Below are 16,775 nucleotides of genomic sequence, written 5' to 3' on the forward strand. Positions count from 1 at the left end.
GGTTCATTCAATATGGATTTAAAATACGTAAAGGGCAGCTATATGGATGAAATCATGTGTGAAGGCAAGCCGGTCTTGTTCATGCTGGAAGGGCTGGAAGAAGGCCGGGACGAAGAAGCTCGCCGCTATGGCGAACACGTATGGGAATGGATTTTGGCGCACCGCTCCCGCGTTATGGCCCACGCGCCCCTCATCGCTAATTTTAAAAATAAGAAATGGCGGGCTGACGGAGAGCCCGAAGTATCGGCAGAGGAAATATGCGGCTACCTGCAGCGCATCAATTCCGTGTACGTGACCTATAACGGCGGTTTTGATATCTTCTTCGATACGAACAACGTATTTGAAGAACGGTCCATCGTCGTTTCTATGGGCAAAAACTTCGTCTTTAAAGGCGTTAAGCTCCTTTAATATATTGTCGAAATACGAGTGATGTGATACAATAAAAACAGTCTTGACAGTGAGGTGAAAGATAATGGCAAAACATATCATTACGATTAATACGGAATCGATTCAGAAAACGACGCAGCATGCTGGCTGCAGCGAATGTCAGACTTCTTGTCAGTCCGCTTGCAAAACGTCCTGCACCGTAGGCAATCAGGTCTGCACGAAATAATCAACATTGTTTATGAGGACGCCCTTTACCGTCAGGTAAAGGGTATTCTTGTTGTATGGAGGAATAATGACTACGATAAAACCGATGATTCACAAGTATTGTCAAAACGGCACGTACATGTTGCTGGACGTCAACAGCGGCATTATCAATGTAATAGATAAGATGACATACGACATTCTCGACGTATACGACGGAACGAATAAGGACGCCGTATACGAGGCTTTCGCCGGCGCGTATGCCAGGGAAGACATAGCGGAGACGCTGGGCGAACTGGACGAGCTCATCGAAAAGGAGTTGCTCTTTGCGCCTATGGCCGAAGACTTCCAGGTCGTCGCCGAAGAAGAGCCTATTGTAAAATCCCTGTGCTTGAATATTGCCCACGACTGCAACCTGCGCTGTAAATATTGCTTCGCGTCGCAGGGCGACTACGACACGCATAAGCGGGAGCTCATGAGCTTCGACGTCGCGAAACGGGCCGTCGACCTGCTTATCCGCAGTACCGAAGGGAAGCGGCAGCACTGTGAAATCGACTTTTTCGGCGGAGAACCGCTCATGAATTTCGACGTCGTCAAGCAGACGATCGAATACATCCGCGAGCAGGAAAAAATCCACGACAAAGTCTTTAAGCTGTCTCTGACGACGAACGGCATGCTGCTGGACCCGGCCAAGGTCAAGTACCTGACGGAAAATCATATCAGCCTGATCCTGAGCCTCGACGGCCATCCGGAAGTGCACAACCGCATGCGCCCCGACGCCGGCGGCCGCGGCTCCTATGATTCGTGCGCTAAAAATCTCGTCTACGCGGCGGAGCACCGCGACGGTGAAGAATACTACGTCCGCGGCACTTATACGAAATACAACCTGGACTTTGCCAAAGACGTGGAACACATGGCCGATTTAGGCTTTGAAGGACTGTCTATGGAACCTGTCGTAGGCGACGATTTGTCCTACGCCATTACGGAAGACGATTTGCCCCGCATTTATGAAGAATACGACCGCCTGACAGATTTATATTTGCAGCGCATGGATGAAGGCCGCCCCTTTATCTACTACCACTTCATCATGGACTTGTACCGCGGGCCCTGTATTGCCAAGCGCCTCCGAGGCTGCGGCGCCGGCCATGAGTACATGTGCGTCGTGCCGAACGGCGATATATATCCCTGCCACCAGTTTGTAGGCCAGGACGAGTACGTCATCGGCAATGTATATGACGGCGTTACGGATACAAAGCTGCCGCCCTTGTTCCGCGATATGCACGTCCTCAACAAGCCGATTTGCTGCGACTGCTGGGCAAAATTCTTCTGCAGCGGCGGCTGCCATGCCAACAATATCAAATACGGCGGAGATATCAAAACGCCGTATGCCCTGAGCTGCAAGATTCAAAAGAAGCGCATTGAATGTGCCATGTACATCCAGGCCGTATTAGCCATGCGCGGCCAAAAGGTTCGCTTATTTGGCGACGACCGGGATGACTGCGAAGGATGCGGCGCCTGTGAATAAGCTGAAACGAGGCTTGGTGCTCGTCGTATTTCTCTATCTCCTGTATGCGATTGCTAAAGAAGGGCCGACGACGGAATTGGTCGGACTGCTCTTGCTGCTGGCTTTTGTCTTTGTCATGCAGTGGTGGATGAAGAGCGACCTTCGCAGGCGAATGAAAGAAAAACAAAAAGATAACATACCATAGGATGTCCGTATGTGACGCGCAGGAAGAACGCCGATTTTTCCTGCGCGTTTTTGTATTCGGAAAGAACGGCGCATTTCTTGAAAGTGGATATAGAAAATAAAATATAAAAAAGTCTACTGATTTTGTTGACTTTATGATAAAACAGGAGTATGCTATGGATGTAAGCAAAAGTGCATCGTAAAGGTGTACTTTTAATTTGGAGTAATTGTATATTATTTATAGACGCGCAGGAGTGAAGCATTATGGCAGAATTATTAAACATAGAAGGGCTGAAAGTAGAAGTTGAAGGAAAGGAAATCTTAAAGGGATTGGATTTAACCGTTCGTGCCGGCGAAGTTCACGTCATCATGGGAACGAACGGCGCAGGGAAATCGACGTTGTTCAACGCCGTCATGGGGCATCCGAAGTATACCGTTACAGGCGGCAGTATTTTCTTCGAAGGAAAGGATATTACGCGCATGCCCGTAGACGAACGGGCTAAGGCGGGAATTTTCATGGCTTTCCAGGCGCCCATTGCCGTGCAGGGAATTTCTGTGGAGAACTTTACCCGCAGCGCTAAGAGCACGATAAGCGGCGAAACGCAGCGCATCATGCCTTTCCGTAAAAAGCTGAAAGCGCAGATGGAAGAACTGAAAATGGACAGCTCTTATGCTTCCCGCTACGTCAACGACGGATTTTCCGGCGGCGAACGAAAGAAGACGGAAATCCTTCAAATGTGCATGCTGGAACCGAAGCTGGCCATGCTGGATGAAATCGACTCGGGTCTTGATGTCGATGCCGTCCGCGTCGTGTCGCAGACCGTGGCGAAATACCACGACGAGGGGAATGCTCTCATGGTTATTACGCATCACAGTGAAATTTTGCAGGGCCTTCAGCCGGACGTGGTTCATGTCCTTATCGACGGAAAAATCGTCAAGTCCGGCGGTCCGGAATTGATCCAAGTCATCGAGGAAAAAGGCTACGACAGCTTTAGATAAAGAGAAAGGCAGGTACCATGTCATGACTACTATGGCTAATGCGGCGGAACAGAAGCGGAAAGACGAACGCAGGACGATCGAAGCGTTTTCTGATTTCAGCAATATATATAACTTTAAAAAGGACTTTACCTATTCCTATAAAACCCAGGCCGGCTTGACGGAAGACATCGTCCGGACTATTTCGGCAGAAAAAAAAGAACCGAAATGGATGCTCGATTTCCGTTTGAAATCGCTGGATATTTTTCACCATCTGGAATATCCTGTTTGGGGTCCCGATATCAGCGAACTCCATATGGACGACATCGTTACCTATGTCCGGCCCAATACGCAGATGAAAGCCAGCTGGGACGACGTGCCCGACGACATCAAGGACACCTTCGACCGACTGGGGATTCCCGAGGCGGAAAAGACGTCCCTGGCCGGCGTAGGAGCCCAGTACGATTCGGAAGTCGTATACCACAGCATTCAGGAAGAGCTGGTGCAGCAGGGCGTCATCTACACGGACTTTGAAACGGCACTGCGGGAATACGGGGATATCATTCAGGCTCATTTCATGAAGCTCGTGCCGCCGACGGATCATAAATTTGCCGCTCTCCACGGCGCCGTCTGGTCTGGCGGCTCCTATGTATACGTGCCGGCCGGTGTAGACGTATCCATTCCGCTGCAGAGCTATTTTCGCTTGAACGCGCCTGGAGCCGGCCAGTTTGAGCATACGCTGATTATTGTGGAAAACGGCGCGAAGGTGCATTTCATTGAAGGCTGTTCCGCGCCGAAATACAACGTAGCCAATCTCCACGCCGGCTGTGTCGAATTGTTTGTCGGCGACGACGCAACGCTGACCTACTCGACTATAGAAAACTGGTCGAAGAATATGTATAACTTAAATACGAAACGGGCGATTGTCGGCCGAAACGGCACGATCAACTGGGTGACAGGGTCCTTTGGTTCCCATACATCCTGCCTGTACCCCATGAGTATCCTGCAGGGAGAAGGGGCGCACTGCGAATTTACAGGCGTTACCTTTGCCGGGAAAGGGCAGTATCTCGATACGGGATCGAAAGTAGTCCATAACGCGCCGAAGACGACGAGCAATATCAATTCCAAATCCATCAGCAAGGACGGTGGTGTCTGCATATACCGCGGCAGCGTCGTCATCAATCCCCGTGCCGAGGGGGCGAAGGCCAACGTCAGCTGCGAATCGCTGATGCTGGATGAAGAATCGCAGTCCGATACGATTCCGGCAATTGTCGTCAAGAATGACAATGTTGACCTTGGACATGAAGCGTCTATCGGCCGCATTTCCGACGAAGCTGTTTTCTATCTCATGAGCCGCGGCCTCAGCGAAGACGAAGCCAGGGCGATGCTGGTCAAGGGCTTCGTAGAACCCGTATCCAAAGCTCTTCCGCTGGAATACGCCGTAGAGATGAATAATCTGATTAACCTCGAATTAAAAGGGTCTTTGACCTAAGGAGGGGAGATATACATGAACGCAAAGACAAAACCTGTGATACAACTATATAATGAGCTTCCCCGGCCTACATTTCGGACAATAAAAGTCAATAACTTGGAGCTTGAACCTCTGCCGGAACGGCCATCGGGCAGATATACGCCGCAGCATCAGTGTGAAGGGGACGTTTCCCTGTATTTTTATCAGGGAAACGGCATGCCCGACCTGGGAGAGTTTCAAGGGGCCAATGCCGAAGCGCTGGAACGGGCCCTGCGCCATGCCGATAAGGGATGCGCCATTGAAGCCGAAGCGGGAGCCAAGGGGACGGCCCGCTTAGTATATGAAGTAAACGACGACCATCCGACGTTGAACCGGCAGCTTCGCATTACGGCCGGAGCTGGCAGCGACGTAACAGTATATTTAGTATTTGAAGGCGGCGCCGCTGGCGGCGAGGTAAACTTCCTGCATTACATCCGTGCAGAGGCAGGCGCTCATGTCAAAATCGTGAAGGTACAGCTTCACGAAGGCAATGTCCGCCACATCGAGCACCGGTATGCCGAAACTGCCGAAGGCAGTTCCGTCGAATACGTCAGCGCCGAGCTGGGGGCAAAGGAAGCCGTCGTATATTACAAAACGGATCTCCTGTACGATGAAAGCTCCTTTGACAGCAAAAGCTTGTATTTAGGCAAAGATAAGCAAATCGTCGATTTTTCCTACTGGATTCCCATGCAGGGCAAAAAGACGAAAGCCGACGTCGCCATAGCGGGGGCTTTGCAGGACGAAGCGAAAAAAGCTTTTCGCGGCACTATCGATTTCCTGCGGGGAAGCAAAAAGGCCGTCGGGTCTGAAGCCGATACGTGCATTCTCCTGAGTCCTAAAGTCCATTCGATTTCCGTGCCCCTACTGCTGTGCAAGGAGGACGACGTCGTCGGCAATCATGCTTCCAGCGCCGGGCAGATTGACGAGGACACGCTGTTTTATCTCATGAGCCGCGGCTTCGACTATCAAGGCGCCCAGGCGATTATCGTCGAGTCCCATATCCGTCCTGTTGTCGACGCCTTAGGCGACGGCGCGCTGGCGGAGCGGGTGCTCCAAACCGTGCGAGAACGGATGAATTCCCAAGGATAGAAAGGTGATAGCTATGCTGAATGTACGCAATGATTTTCCCATTTTAACGAAACGGCACAACGGCCATCAGCTCGTGTATCTCGACAACGCGGCGACGACGCAGAAACCGCGGCAGGTCATTCAGGCCGTCGTCGATTTTTTAGAAAACCATAACGGCAACCCCCATCGCGGCGCTCATATCCTCAGCGTCGAAGCGTCTGAAGCCTATGATCAGGCGCGGGAAGCCGTGCGCCGGTTCATCAACGCCCGCAGCGGCGAAGAAGTCATTTTCGTACGCAATGCGACGGAAGGGATGAATCTCATCGCTCGGAGTTACGGCGAAACGCACTTGCAAAAGGGAGATAAAATTATCATCCCTATTTCAGAGCACCATGCCAACCTCGTGACATGGCAGCGGGTCTGCCGTGCGACCGGCGCGGAGCTGGTATATATGTATCTCGACGAAACAGGTCATTTTACGGAAGACGATTTGGCTAAGATTGATACATCTGCTAAAATCGTAGCCTTCGCCGGCGTCAGCAATGTGTTGGGCATGAAGGTGCCGGCTGAAAAAATCATTGAACGAGCCCACGCTGTTGGAGCCGTCGTCGTGTATGACGGCGCGCAGGCGGTGCCGCATATGAAAGTCGACGTACAGGCGCTGGACTGTGATTTCATGGTTTTTTCCGGACACAAGATGCTCGGCTCTGCCGGTACGGGCGTCGTCTACGGCAAAAAAGAACTTCTTAATGACATGGAACCCTTCCTGCTGGGCGGGGACATGATCGAATATGTACAGGAACAAACGACGACCTTCAACGTATTGCCTTTTAAATTTGAAGCCGGCACGGAAAACGTCGAAGGCGCCGTGGCCCTCCATGCGGCCATTGAGTATCTCGAACGCTTGGGCTGGGAGGCTATTGAAGAACACGAACATGCCTTAGTCGTCCGGGCTTTGGAGGGGATGAAGAAGATTCCGCACATCCGCATTATCGGCAGTACGGACCCGGAAGAAAAGACCGGCGTCATCGCCTTCATGATAGACGGCGTCCATCCCCACGACGCGGCGACAATTCTTGACAGCTACGGCATCGCTATCCGTTCCGGCCATCACTGCGCCCAGCCTTTCGGCGCTCATATCGGCGCGGAAGCGTCGAACCGCATCAGCTTCTACATCTATAATACGATAGAAGAAGTAGAGTATTTCCTGGAAACGCTGCCCTTAGTGCGCAGGCAGATGGGCTACAAGGACTGAGGAGGCGGACGATATGGAAGCAATGAACGAGTTATATTCTGATATTATTTTAGAACATAACCAGCACCAGGAAAACAAGCGCTTGCTGAAGATCTATACGATGGAAGAACGAGGCCATAACCCGAGCTGCGGCGACGACATTACGCTGCAAGCCAATATCCGGGACGGCGTCATCGTCGATGCGGCCTACACCGGCCACGGCTGCGCTATCAGCCAGGCGTCGGCAGATATTATGATAGATATCATCAAGGGGAAATCGGTAAAGGAAGCTCTCCGCCTAGTCGATTTATTCTTGGAAATGATTAAGCGGAATATTACCGATGAAGACCAGCTGGAGGAATTGGAAGACGCCATAGCTCTTAAAAATATTTCTAATATGCCGGCCCGCGTCAAATGCGCCGTCTTAGCATGGCATACGCTGAAAGAAGCCGTCGAACGCGGCGAGATACAATAATTGCCGGCCTTTTAAACTGAGTATACATGCCGCCTTCAATTGCGTTATGAGAAAATGCATTGGAGGCGGCATACTTTTTTTGAAAAACGTATTGACAACAGGACGAAAAGAGGATATACTAAACAAGCTGTTGCGGCAGGGCGCCGCGGCAGGCCGGATAGCCGGTCCGCTTGAAAAGAACTTCAAAAAAAGTGCTTGACAAGCCCGGGCGAGTCTGGTAAGATATACAAGTCGTCGCGAGACGGCATGGCCTTTGAAAACTGAACAATGTGATACGAAACAATACGCCAGAGTGCGAGGTCTTAGCAATAAGATTTCAAAACAGGTAACACCAATAATAAGCAAGAACGAGCAATCAGCTCTTCACATATCATGGAGAGTTTGATCCTGGCTCAGGACGAACGCTGGCGGCGTGCTTAACACATGCAAGTCGAACGGGAGGACATGGGAAGCTTGCTTCCTATGGACTCTAGTGGCAAACGGGTGAGTAACGCGTAAGCAACCTGCCCTCCGGATGGGGACAACAGCTGGAAACGGCTGCTAATACCGAATGCGTTTCCATTGCCGCATGGCAGTGGGAAGAAAGGTGGCCTCTGAATATGCTACCGCCGGGGGAGGGGCTTGCGTCTGATTAGCTGGTTGGAGGGGTAACGGCCCACCAAGGCGACGATCAGTAGCCGGTCTGAGAGGATGAACGGCCACATTGGAACTGAGACACGGTCCAGACTCCTACGGGAGGCAGCAGTGGGGAATCTTCCGCAATGGGCGAAAGCCTGACGGAGCAACGCCGCGTGAGCGAAGACGGCCTTCGGGTTGTAAAGCTCTGTTATACGGGACGAACGGGAGAGTGGTTAATACCCATTTTCAGTGACGGTACCGTAAGAGAAAGCCACGGCTAACTACGTGCCAGCAGCCGCGGTAATACGTAGGTGGCAAGCGTTGTCCGGAATTATTGGGCGTAAAGGGCGCGCAGGCGGTTTCATAAGTCTGTCTTAAAAGTGCGGGGCTTAACCCCGTGAGGGGACGGAAACTGTGAGACTGGAGTGTCGGAGAGGAAAGCGGAATTCCTAGTGTAGCGGTGAAATGCGTAGATATTAGGAGGAACACCAGTGGCGAAAGCGGCTTTCTGGACGACAACTGACGCTGAGGCGCGAAAGCCAGGGGAGCGAACGGGATTAGATACCCCGGTAGTCCTGGCCGTAAACGATGGATACTAGGTGTAGGGGGTATCGACCCCTCCTGTGCCGGAGTTAACGCAATAAGTATCCCGCCTGGGGAGTACGGCCGCAAGGCTGAAACTCAAAGGAATTGACGGGGGCCCGCACAAGCGGTGGAGTATGTGGTTTAATTCGACGCAACGCGAAGAACCTTACCAAGCCTTGACATTGAGTGCTATCCTCAGAGATGAGGAGTTCTTCTTCGGAAGACGCGAAAACAGGTGGTGCACGGCTGTCGTCAGCTCGTGTCGTGAGATGTTGGGTTAAGTCCCGCAACGAGCGCAACCCCTATCTTCTGTTGCCAGCACGTCATGGTGGGGACTCAGGAGAGACTGCCGCAGACAATGCGGAGGAAGGCGGGGATGACGTCAAGTCATCATGCCCCTTATGGCTTGGGCTACACACGTACTACAATGGCTCTTAATAGAGGGACGCGAAGGAGCGATCCGGAGCAAACCCCAAAAACAGAGTCCCAGTTCGGATTGCAGGCTGCAACCCGCCTGCATGAAGCAGGAATCGCTAGTAATCGCAGGTCAGCATACTGCGGTGAATACGTTCCCGGGCCTTGTACACACCGCCCGTCACACCACGAAAGTCATTCACACCCGAAGCCGGTGAGGTAACCTTACGGAGCCAGCCGTCGAAGGTGGGGGCGATGATTGGGGTGAAGTCGTAACAAGGTAGCTGTATCGGAAGGTGCGGCTGGATCACCTCCTTTCTAGGGAAGAAGTAACGGATTCTGAGGAAGACGTTACAAATCTTTAGGTCGGCATTCTGGAGTACGTACACATTGTTCAGTTTTGAGAGGCCATAAACCTCTCAAAGTAATTAAAGTGGGGGTGTAGCTCAGCTGGGAGAGCACCTGCCTTGCAAGCAGGGGGTCAGGAGTTCGATTCTCCTCATCTCCACCACAATTTTATTATGAGAGACCCGTACCTTGACAACTGCATAAAACGAAACGAACAAACCTCTTTTTTGAAGAAAAAGAGAAAGACTTAACGAACCGAAGAAACTCTGAAAACGGTGAAGACATAAAGTCAAGCAAGTAAGGGCGTACGGCGGATGCCTTGGCCATATCAGCCGATGAAGGACGCGATAAGCTGCGAAAAGCTGCGGTGAGGTGCAAGTAACCATTGACCCGCAGGTGTCCGAATGGGGAAACCCGGCAGCAGGAGTGCTGTCATCCGAAGGGAAGGGAACCCGGTGAACTGAAACATCTAAGTAGCCGGAGGAAAAGGAATCAACAGAGATACCCTCAGTAGCGGCGAGCGAACGGGGCAGAGCCCAAACCGGGGCGGGAAACCGCTTCGGGGTTGCGGACTGCTAACAAATGGTTGGACGAAGCAGAACCAGTTGGGAAACTGGGCCAGAGACGGTGAGAGCCCGGTAAGCGTAAGGAAGACCATGGAGCAGGATCCAGAGTACCACGGGGCACGAGGAACCTTGTGGGAAGCAGGGGGGACCACCCTCCAAGGCGAAACACTGATATGGACCGATAGCGAATAGTACCGTGAGGGAACGGTGAAAAGAACCCCGGGAGGGGAATGAAAGAGAACCTGAAACCGTATGTCTACAAACAGTCGGAGCGCTTTACATGCGCGACGGCGTGCCTATTGAAGAATGAACCGGCGAGTTACTGTTGCCAGCGAGGTTAAGCGGGAAACGCGGAGCCGAAGCGAAAGCGAGTCTGAACAGGGCGATAAGTTGGTAGCAGTAGACCCGAAACCACAGTGATCTACCCATGTCCAGGTTGAAGCACAGGTAAAAATGTGTGGAGGACCGAACCAGTGAGCGTTGAAAAGCTTTTGGATGAGATGTGGGTAGGGGTGAAATGCCAATCGAACGTGGAGATAGCTGGTTCTCCCCGAAATAGCTTTAGGGCTAGCCTCATGGTAAGAGTACAGGCGGTAGAGCACTGAACGAGGTAGGGGCCTGTCCGGCTACCGAACTTAATCAAACTGCGAATGGCTGTACTTATACATGGGAGTCAGACTGCGAGTAATAAGGCCCGTAGTCAAGAGGGAAACAGCCCAGACCAACAGCTAAGGTCCCCAATGCCGTACTAAGTGGCGAAGGATGTGGAATTTCGAAAACAACCAGGATGTTGGCTTAGAAGCAGCCACCATTAAAAGAGTGCGTAATAGCTCACTGGTCGAGAGACTCTGCGCCGAAGATGACCGGGGCTAAAGTACGGAACCGAAGCTTTGGCAAGTATCGTAAGATACTTGGGTAGGGGAGCGTTCCTGCATGGGAGAAGCCTGACCGGAAGGACAGGTGGACAGGCAGGAAGAGAGAATGCCGGTATGAGTAGCGAAAAGAAAGGTGAGAATCCTTTCCACCGAAAGCCTAAGGGTTCCTGGGCAACGATCGTCGACCCAGGGTAAGTCGGGACCTAATCCGAGGCGGAGACGCGTAGGAGATGGACAACAGGTTGAAATTCCTGTACCGCAGGAGTCTGTTTGAGCGAAGGAGTGACACAGAAAGGAATGCGCGCGTGCGATTGGAAGAGCACGTCCAAGCTGGTAGGTTGTGTGGCAGGCAAATCCGCCATACTAAAAGCCGAGAAGTGATGGGGAGCCATTGGAGACAATGGCGAAGGGGCAGGAACTAGGCTGTCGAGAAAAGCTTCTAGTGAGGACTCAGGCGCCCGTACCGAAACCGACACAGGTAGGCAGGAAGAGAATTCTAAGGTGCGCGGGAAAACCCTCGTTAAGGAACTCGGCAAAATGTATCCGTAACTTCGGGAAAAGGATAGCCTAAAGTATGTGAGCTGCAGAAACGCAGGGAGCAGGAATAGGCGGCAGAAGAGAGGCCCAAGCGACTGTTTACCACAAACACAGGCGTCTGCTAAAGCGAAAGCTGACGTATAGATGCTGACACCTGCCCGGTGCTGGAAGGTTAAGAGGACGTGTTAGCCGAAAGGCGAAGCAGAGAATTGAAGCCCCAGTAAACGGCGGCCGTAACTATAACGGTCCTAAGGTAGCGAAATTCCTTGTCGGGTAAGTTCCGACCCGCACGAAAGGTGTAACGATTTGGGCACTGTCTCAACGAGGGACCCGGTGAAATTGAAGTACCTGTGAAGATGCAGGTTACCCGCGACTGGACAGAAAGACCCCATGGAGCTTTACTGTAACCTGAGATTGGATTCCGGTAAGAGATGTACAGGATAGTTGGGAGGCTGAGAAACGGGTACGCCAGTATCCGCAGAGCCGCTGGTGGGATACCAACCTTGTTTTATTGGGATTCTAACGAGAGACGTAACGAGTCTTTGGACAGTCTCAGGCGGGCAGTTTGACTGGGGCGGTCGCCTCCGAAAGAGCAACGGAGGCGCCCAAAGGTTCCCTCAGCGCGGACGGAAACCGCGCGAAGAGTGTAAAGGCAGAAGGGAGCTTGACTGCGAGACGGACAGGTCGAGCAGGGACGAAAGTCGGGCTTAGTGATCCGGTGGTAGAGAGTGGAATTGCCATCGCTCAACGGATAAAAGCTACCCTGGGGATAACAGGCTTATCTCTCCCAAGAGTCCATATCGACGGGGAGGTTTGGCACCTCGATGTCGGCTCATCACATCCTGGGGCTGAAGTAGGTCCCAAGGGTTGGGCTGTTCGCCCATTAAAGTGGTACGCGAGCTGGGTTCAGAACGTCGTGAGACAGTTCGGTCCCTATCCATCGCGGGCGGAAGAAACTTGAAAGGGGCTGCTCCTAGTACGAGAGGACCGGAGTGGACGGACCAATGGTGTACCAGTCATGGCGCCAGCCGTGCAGCTGGGTAGCTACGTCCGGGACGGATAAACGCTGAAAGCATCTAAGCGTGAAACCAGCCTAAAGATGAGGTTTCTCATTGTGAAAGCAAGTAAGGTCCCATGAAGACGACATGGTAGATAGGCCGGGAGTGGAAGTGCAGTGATGCACGGAGCGGACCGGTACTAATAGACCGAGGGCTTGACTTAAGCAGGGAGCCCTGTTTGAAGGAGCTGAGAAGCGACGCACAAACAGGAGCGAGTCGCTTACTCCCGAAGGGAGTGGGTGAGGGAATCTGGAAGCAGGTTCTGAGGAAGGAACCGTAAACAGAGCGGAGGCTCGTTAAGGAAGTTCGTTTTATGCAGTTGTAAGGGCACGGGCCCTTAGGAAAAATTCAGTGGCGATAGCTGCGGGGATCCACCTGTTCCCATGCCGAACACAGCAGTTAAGCCCGCAAACGCCGAAAGTACTTGGGGGGAGGCCCCCTGGAAGGATAGGAAGCCGCTGATTCAGAAAGAACGTATACGATATGTATGCGTTCTTTTTTTGTATATGGCGGCTTCCTATCCTTCCAGGTTCCTGGGATAAGCAGAGAGCCAGTTTTGAAGGAGCGAAAGCGACGCGCAAAACTGTGCGAATCGCTTATGTCGGGTCCGTGCGTAAGCAGCACATGTCATGAAGAAGTATTCATGTGTGCAGACCCGACTGATAGGTGAGACGACCGCTAGCAGGAGACGTATTATGTTATATATATAGCGGCTTCCCATCCGATGCCAAAGAACTTGCCCTGGGATAAGCATAAGCAGGGAACACCGTTTGAAGGAGCAAAGAGATGCGCAAACGGTAGTGAAGTTGCTTACTTAAAATCGGAATAAACAAAACATCAAGATATTTAACCTACGGATCGAGTGTGCCAACTTGATGCCTTGCAGGAAACATATTAATCAAGTAGGTATTCTTTTTATATAGATTCCTTTCTGTTTTTCCATTTTCCTGTATATGAAAATCGGGCCAAACGATTTAGTTTTTTAAGCGTTTTATATCGTTAACAATTGTTTTAATTGCATTATAGGTATAAAAGTGATATAATACTATGCGCTGGGGAAATTTGATAACTACGATTTAAGGGGTGTAGTATTATGACAAGATTTTCTAGTTTTGCTCAGACGCTGCAGGCGTCCGATATTGCCGAATTATTGGCGTTAACAGAAAAACCGGAAGTAATTTCTTTTGCCGGCGGCTTGCCTGCTCCGGAATTATTTCCGATTGAAGAAATGAAAAAGGTCGACGAAGCCATTTACAATGAAGAAGGCCGTAAAGCCGTGCAGTATGGCACGACGGAAGGTTACGTGCCTCTGCGCGAAGAAATCTGCAAGCGCATGAAGGATAAATTCTTTGTAGACTGCAAGCCTGAAGACGTCGTCGTCACGACAGGTTCGCAGCAGGCGTTGTTTATTCTGGCTCAGATTTTGGTAGACAAGGACCAGACGATTTTGATGGAAAGCCCGTCTTACATGGGCGCTATCATGGCTTTCGACCCTGTCGGACCGAAATATACGGAAGTTCCGACAGATGATCAGGGCATCGTTCCGGAAGAATTGGAAAAGATCTTGGCTGCCGATGATTCTATCCGCATGATTTACGTCATTCCGGAGTTCCAGAACCCGACGGGCATTACCTGGCCTGTAGAACGGCGCAAAGCCTTCATGGATATCGTCAATAAGTACGACGTCGTCGTATTAGAAGACGATCCGTATGGCGAAATCCGCTACGATATCGAAAAGCTGCCGTCTTTGAAATCGATGGATACGCAGGGCAAGGTCGTCTTCCTCGGCTCGTTCTCCAAGATTTTCATGCCGGGCCTGCGCCTGGGCTGGATTGTAGCAAATCCGGAAATTATCGATAAATTCGTAAAATTCAAACAAGCTGTCGACCTCGGCACGTCTACCTTCGGTCAGCGTCAGGCAGCATACTTCCTCAAGATGTTTGACATGGAAGCGCATATCGCTAAAATTACGGCATTGTATGCGAAACGCCGCGATCTCATGTATCAGTCCATGGAAAAATACTTCCCTGAAGGCGTTACCTTTACCTATCCGAAGGGCGGCTTGTTCACCTGGGTTACTCTGCCTGAAGGCATGGATGCGAAGGAATTAATGCCGAAATGCCTGGCGAAGGATGTTGCGTATGTTCCGGGCGGTATTTTCTACCCCAACGGCGGCAATGCTAACCATTTCCGTCTGAACTACTCCAACATGCCGGAAGACCGCATTGTCGAAGGCATCAAACGCTTGGGCGATGTATTGAAGGAAGAATTGGCAAAATAAGATTGTCATACAGCAAAAGGCACATGTCTTACGGCATGTGTCTTTTTTTTGCCTGTCATTGTGCTGAACCCTAATGCATGATACAATAAATTGTATTATGTAAGTGTTGGACAAGGAGGAGAGTATGGCGCGGCCTATTGATATATTAAAACGATACTTCGGTTACGAGTCCTTTCGTCCCGGCCAGGAGGAGGTTATTGATACCTTGCTGGAAGGGCGGGATTGTCTGGCTATCATGCCGACAGGTGCCGGCAAGTCGATTTGTTTTCAGGTGCCCGCTCTGCTGCTGCCGGGGATTACGCTTATCGTGTCGCCTCTCATTTCCTTGATGAAGGATCAGGTCGACTCGTTGGTCAATCAGCAGATTCCGGCGACGTATATTAACAGCCAGTGTTCCTTCGACGAGGCGAAGCAGCGCTTTGCGGCCATACGGGCTGGGCGGATCAAATTAGTATACGTGTCGCCGGAACGGCTGCAGAACGAATTCTTTTCGTCCTTTATGCAGACTATGCCGATTGCAATGCTCATCATCGACGAGGCTCACTGCGTGTCGCAATGGGGCCATGATTTCCGCCCGAGCTACTGCGCCGTGAAGGAATGGCTGGCTCGGCTGCCGCGCCGTCCTGTCGTCGGGGCATTCACGGCGACGGCGACGGAAAAGGTTAAGGCCGATATGATGAATCTGCTGGGGCTGCAAAACGAACGGGTATTTATTGGCGGCTTCGACCGGCCTAATTTATATTTCCGTGTCGTATCTCCTGCAGATAAAACGATGTTTATCCTAGCGTATTTGCAGCGGCACAAGCAGGACAGCGGCATCATCTATGCGGCGACGCGCAAGGAAGTGGAGCGGCTGTACGGCGAGCTGCGCCGCCGGGGCGTGCGCGTCGGCAAGTATCACGCCGGCATGAGCGACGAAGCGCGGCGAAAGGCACAGGACGACTTTACCTATGACAACGTCGACGTCATGGTGGCGACAAACGCTTTCGGCATGGGCATCGATAAGAGCAACGTCCGCTTTGTCATCCATTACCAGATGCCGAAAAATCTGGAAAGCTACTATCAGGAAGCGGGACGGGCCGGACGAGACGGCGGACCGGGCGAGTGTATCCTGTTGTTCAGCCGGCAGGATATTATGATTCAAAAGTATCTCATTGAAATGTCCGTCCAGGATCCGCAGCAGCAGGACAAGGAGTTCCACATGCTGCAGCGCATGGTCCAGTACTGCGAAGGACGGCATTGCCTGCGCCGCTACATCTTAACGTATTTCGGCGAGGAGCCGTCGTGGCAGCGCTGCGAAAAATGCGGCAACTGCGACCAGGAGACTGTAGAAGAAGACCGAACCTTTGAAGTGCGCAACATTTGCCAGTGCGTCGACGAGCTGAAAGGGCGGTTTGGCCTGACGATGGTCTGCGATATCTTGAAGGGCAGCCAAAATGCCAAGGTCAAGCGCTACGGGTTTCAGAATAAATCGTCCTTCGGCCTGCTGCAGACCTATTCGGGACCGGAAATTCGCGATATGGTCAAGCAGGCTGTCGAAGACGGATACTTGGAGCAGTCGGAGGGAAAATATCCCGTTCTTTCCCTGACTGCGTCGGGAAGGGACGTGCTGGCCGGCAACTGTCAGGTCGTACAAGCGCGGGTCGTCGCGCCGCCGGAAGCGGAAATCGACCTTCCGAAACGGCAGGTCAAAAAGAAAGCCTCCGTTATCGACGAAGATGCCTTGCGGCCCTTATTCGACGCTTTGCGGGCCAGGCGTTACGAGTTGGCGCAGCGCGAGCATATTCCGCCCTTTGTCATCTTTTCTGACGCGACGCTGTGGGAAATGGCGGCGCAGAAGCCCCTAAGCCTGGAGGCCATGGCGCAGATCAAGGGCGTCGGCGATTTTAAGCTGAACAAGTACGGGAATCAGTTTATTCACGTTATCGAATCGTACATACAGAACCAGAGGTGATA

11 protein-coding genes, 1 tRNA gene and 3 rRNA genes are annotated in these 16,775 nt (G+C 51.9%); all 15 read left to right on the forward strand.

All coding sequences use genetic code 11. The features are described from left to right. Positions 1–12 precede the first annotated feature (12 nt). The 15 genes from DKB62_RS10875 (at position 13) to recQ (ending at position 16,773) form a co-directional block, all read left to right on the forward strand. The gene (locus tag DKB62_RS10875) at positions 13–408 is read left to right on the forward strand and encodes a hypothetical protein (RefSeq protein ID WP_107196656.1); all 396 of its coding nucleotides are present in this window, start codon (positions 13–15) and stop codon (positions 406–408) included. A gap of 64 nt (positions 409–472) precedes the next feature. Beyond that, entirely contained in the window at positions 473–613 is a 141-nt protein-coding gene (gene scfA / locus DKB62_RS10880) for a six-cysteine ranthipeptide SCIFF (RefSeq protein ID WP_087476973.1), read from the forward strand. 66 nt (positions 614–679) lie between these two features. Next, complete coding sequence (scfB, locus tag DKB62_RS10885; protein WP_107196657.1) at positions 680–2,113, forward strand: thioether cross-link-forming SCIFF peptide maturase; 1,434 nt, start codon at positions 680–682, stop codon at positions 2,111–2,113. Further along, positions 2,106–2,297, forward strand: a complete 192-nt coding sequence (locus DKB62_RS10890; protein ID WP_107196658.1) for a hypothetical protein — start codon at positions 2,106–2,108, stop codon at positions 2,295–2,297. The genes scfB and DKB62_RS10890 overlap by 8 nt, the downstream gene beginning before the upstream one ends. Before the next feature lie 242 nt (positions 2,298–2,539). Continuing rightward, positions 2,540–3,274, forward strand: a complete 735-nt coding sequence (gene sufC / locus DKB62_RS10895) for a Fe-S cluster assembly ATPase SufC (RefSeq protein ID WP_087476976.1) — start codon at positions 2,540–2,542, stop codon at positions 3,272–3,274. 31 nt (positions 3,275–3,305) lie between these two features. After that, on the forward strand, positions 3,306–4,742 hold the full coding sequence (gene sufB, locus DKB62_RS10900; RefSeq protein ID WP_107196668.1) for a Fe-S cluster assembly protein SufB: 1,437 nt from the start codon (positions 3,306–3,308) through the stop codon (positions 4,740–4,742). 15 nt (positions 4,743–4,757) lie between these two features. Further along, complete coding sequence (locus DKB62_RS10905; RefSeq protein ID WP_107196659.1) at positions 4,758–5,849, forward strand: SufB/SufD family protein; 1,092 nt, start codon at positions 4,758–4,760, stop codon at positions 5,847–5,849. Between the two features lie 13 nt (positions 5,850–5,862). After that, entirely contained in the window at positions 5,863–7,083 is a 1,221-nt protein-coding gene (locus DKB62_RS10910; RefSeq protein ID WP_087476979.1) for a SufS family cysteine desulfurase, read from the forward strand. 13 nt (positions 7,084–7,096) lie between these two features. Next, positions 7,097–7,537 carry a Fe-S cluster assembly sulfur transfer protein SufU gene (gene sufU, locus DKB62_RS10915; RefSeq protein ID WP_095630381.1) on the forward strand — a complete coding sequence of 147 codons (441 nt, stop codon included), beginning with the start codon at positions 7,097–7,099 and terminating at the stop codon, positions 7,535–7,537. A 369-nt stretch (positions 7,538–7,906) separates the two neighbouring features. Beyond that, a 16S ribosomal RNA gene (locus DKB62_RS10920) occupies positions 7,907–9,472 on the forward strand. A 117-nt stretch (positions 9,473–9,589) separates the two neighbouring features. Further along, a tRNA-Ala gene (locus tag DKB62_RS10925) sits at positions 9,590–9,665 on the forward strand. Positions 9,666–9,789: 124 nt separating this feature from the next. Further along, positions 9,790–12,701 (forward strand): 23S ribosomal RNA (locus tag DKB62_RS10930). Between the two features lie 184 nt (positions 12,702–12,885). Then, a 5S ribosomal RNA gene (gene rrf, locus DKB62_RS10935) occupies positions 12,886–13,002 on the forward strand. Together the 16S, 23S and 5S rRNA genes with 1 tRNA gene alongside form the textbook arrangement of a ribosomal RNA operon. A gap of 629 nt (positions 13,003–13,631) precedes the next feature. Continuing rightward, entirely contained in the window at positions 13,632–14,819 is a 1,188-nt protein-coding gene (locus tag DKB62_RS10940) for an aminotransferase-like domain-containing protein (protein ID WP_087478865.1), read from the forward strand. Between the two features lie 124 nt (positions 14,820–14,943). Further along, entirely contained in the window at positions 14,944–16,773 is a 1,830-nt protein-coding gene (gene recQ, locus DKB62_RS10945; protein WP_107196498.1) for a DNA helicase RecQ, read from the forward strand. Positions 16,774–16,775 lie beyond the last annotated feature (2 nt).

The organism is Megasphaera stantonii, from assembly GCF_003367905.1.
Classification (GTDB): domain Bacteria; phylum Bacillota; class Negativicutes; order Veillonellales; family Megasphaeraceae; genus Megasphaera; species Megasphaera stantonii.

Bases quoted from the DNA above. Each gene is read 5' to 3' on its own strand.
- DKB62_RS10910 (WP_087476979.1), top strand. From the start codon at position 5,863: ATGCTGAATGTACGCAATGATTTTCCCATTTTAACGAAACGGCACAAC.
- recQ (WP_107196498.1), top strand. From the start codon at position 14,944: ATGGCGCGGCCTATTGATATATTAAAACGATACTTCGGTTACGAGTCC.
- scfA (WP_087476973.1), top strand. From the start codon at position 473: ATGGCAAAACATATCATTACGATTAATACGGAATCGATTCAGAAAACG.
- scfB (WP_107196657.1), top strand. From the start codon at position 680: ATGACTACGATAAAACCGATGATTCACAAGTATTGTCAAAACGGCACG.
- sufB (WP_107196668.1), top strand. From the start codon at position 3,306: ATGGCTAATGCGGCGGAACAGAAGCGGAAAGACGAACGCAGGACGATC.
- DKB62_RS10875 (WP_107196656.1), top strand. From the start codon at position 13: ATGGATTTAAAATACGTAAAGGGCAGCTATATGGATGAAATCATGTGT.
- sufU (WP_095630381.1), top strand. From the start codon at position 7,097: ATGGAAGCAATGAACGAGTTATATTCTGATATTATTTTAGAACATAAC.
- DKB62_RS10940 (WP_087478865.1), top strand. From the start codon at position 13,632: ATGACAAGATTTTCTAGTTTTGCTCAGACGCTGCAGGCGTCCGATATT.
- DKB62_RS10905 (WP_107196659.1), top strand. From the start codon at position 4,758: ATGAACGCAAAGACAAAACCTGTGATACAACTATATAATGAGCTTCCC.
- sufC (WP_087476976.1), top strand. From the start codon at position 2,540: ATGGCAGAATTATTAAACATAGAAGGGCTGAAAGTAGAAGTTGAAGGA.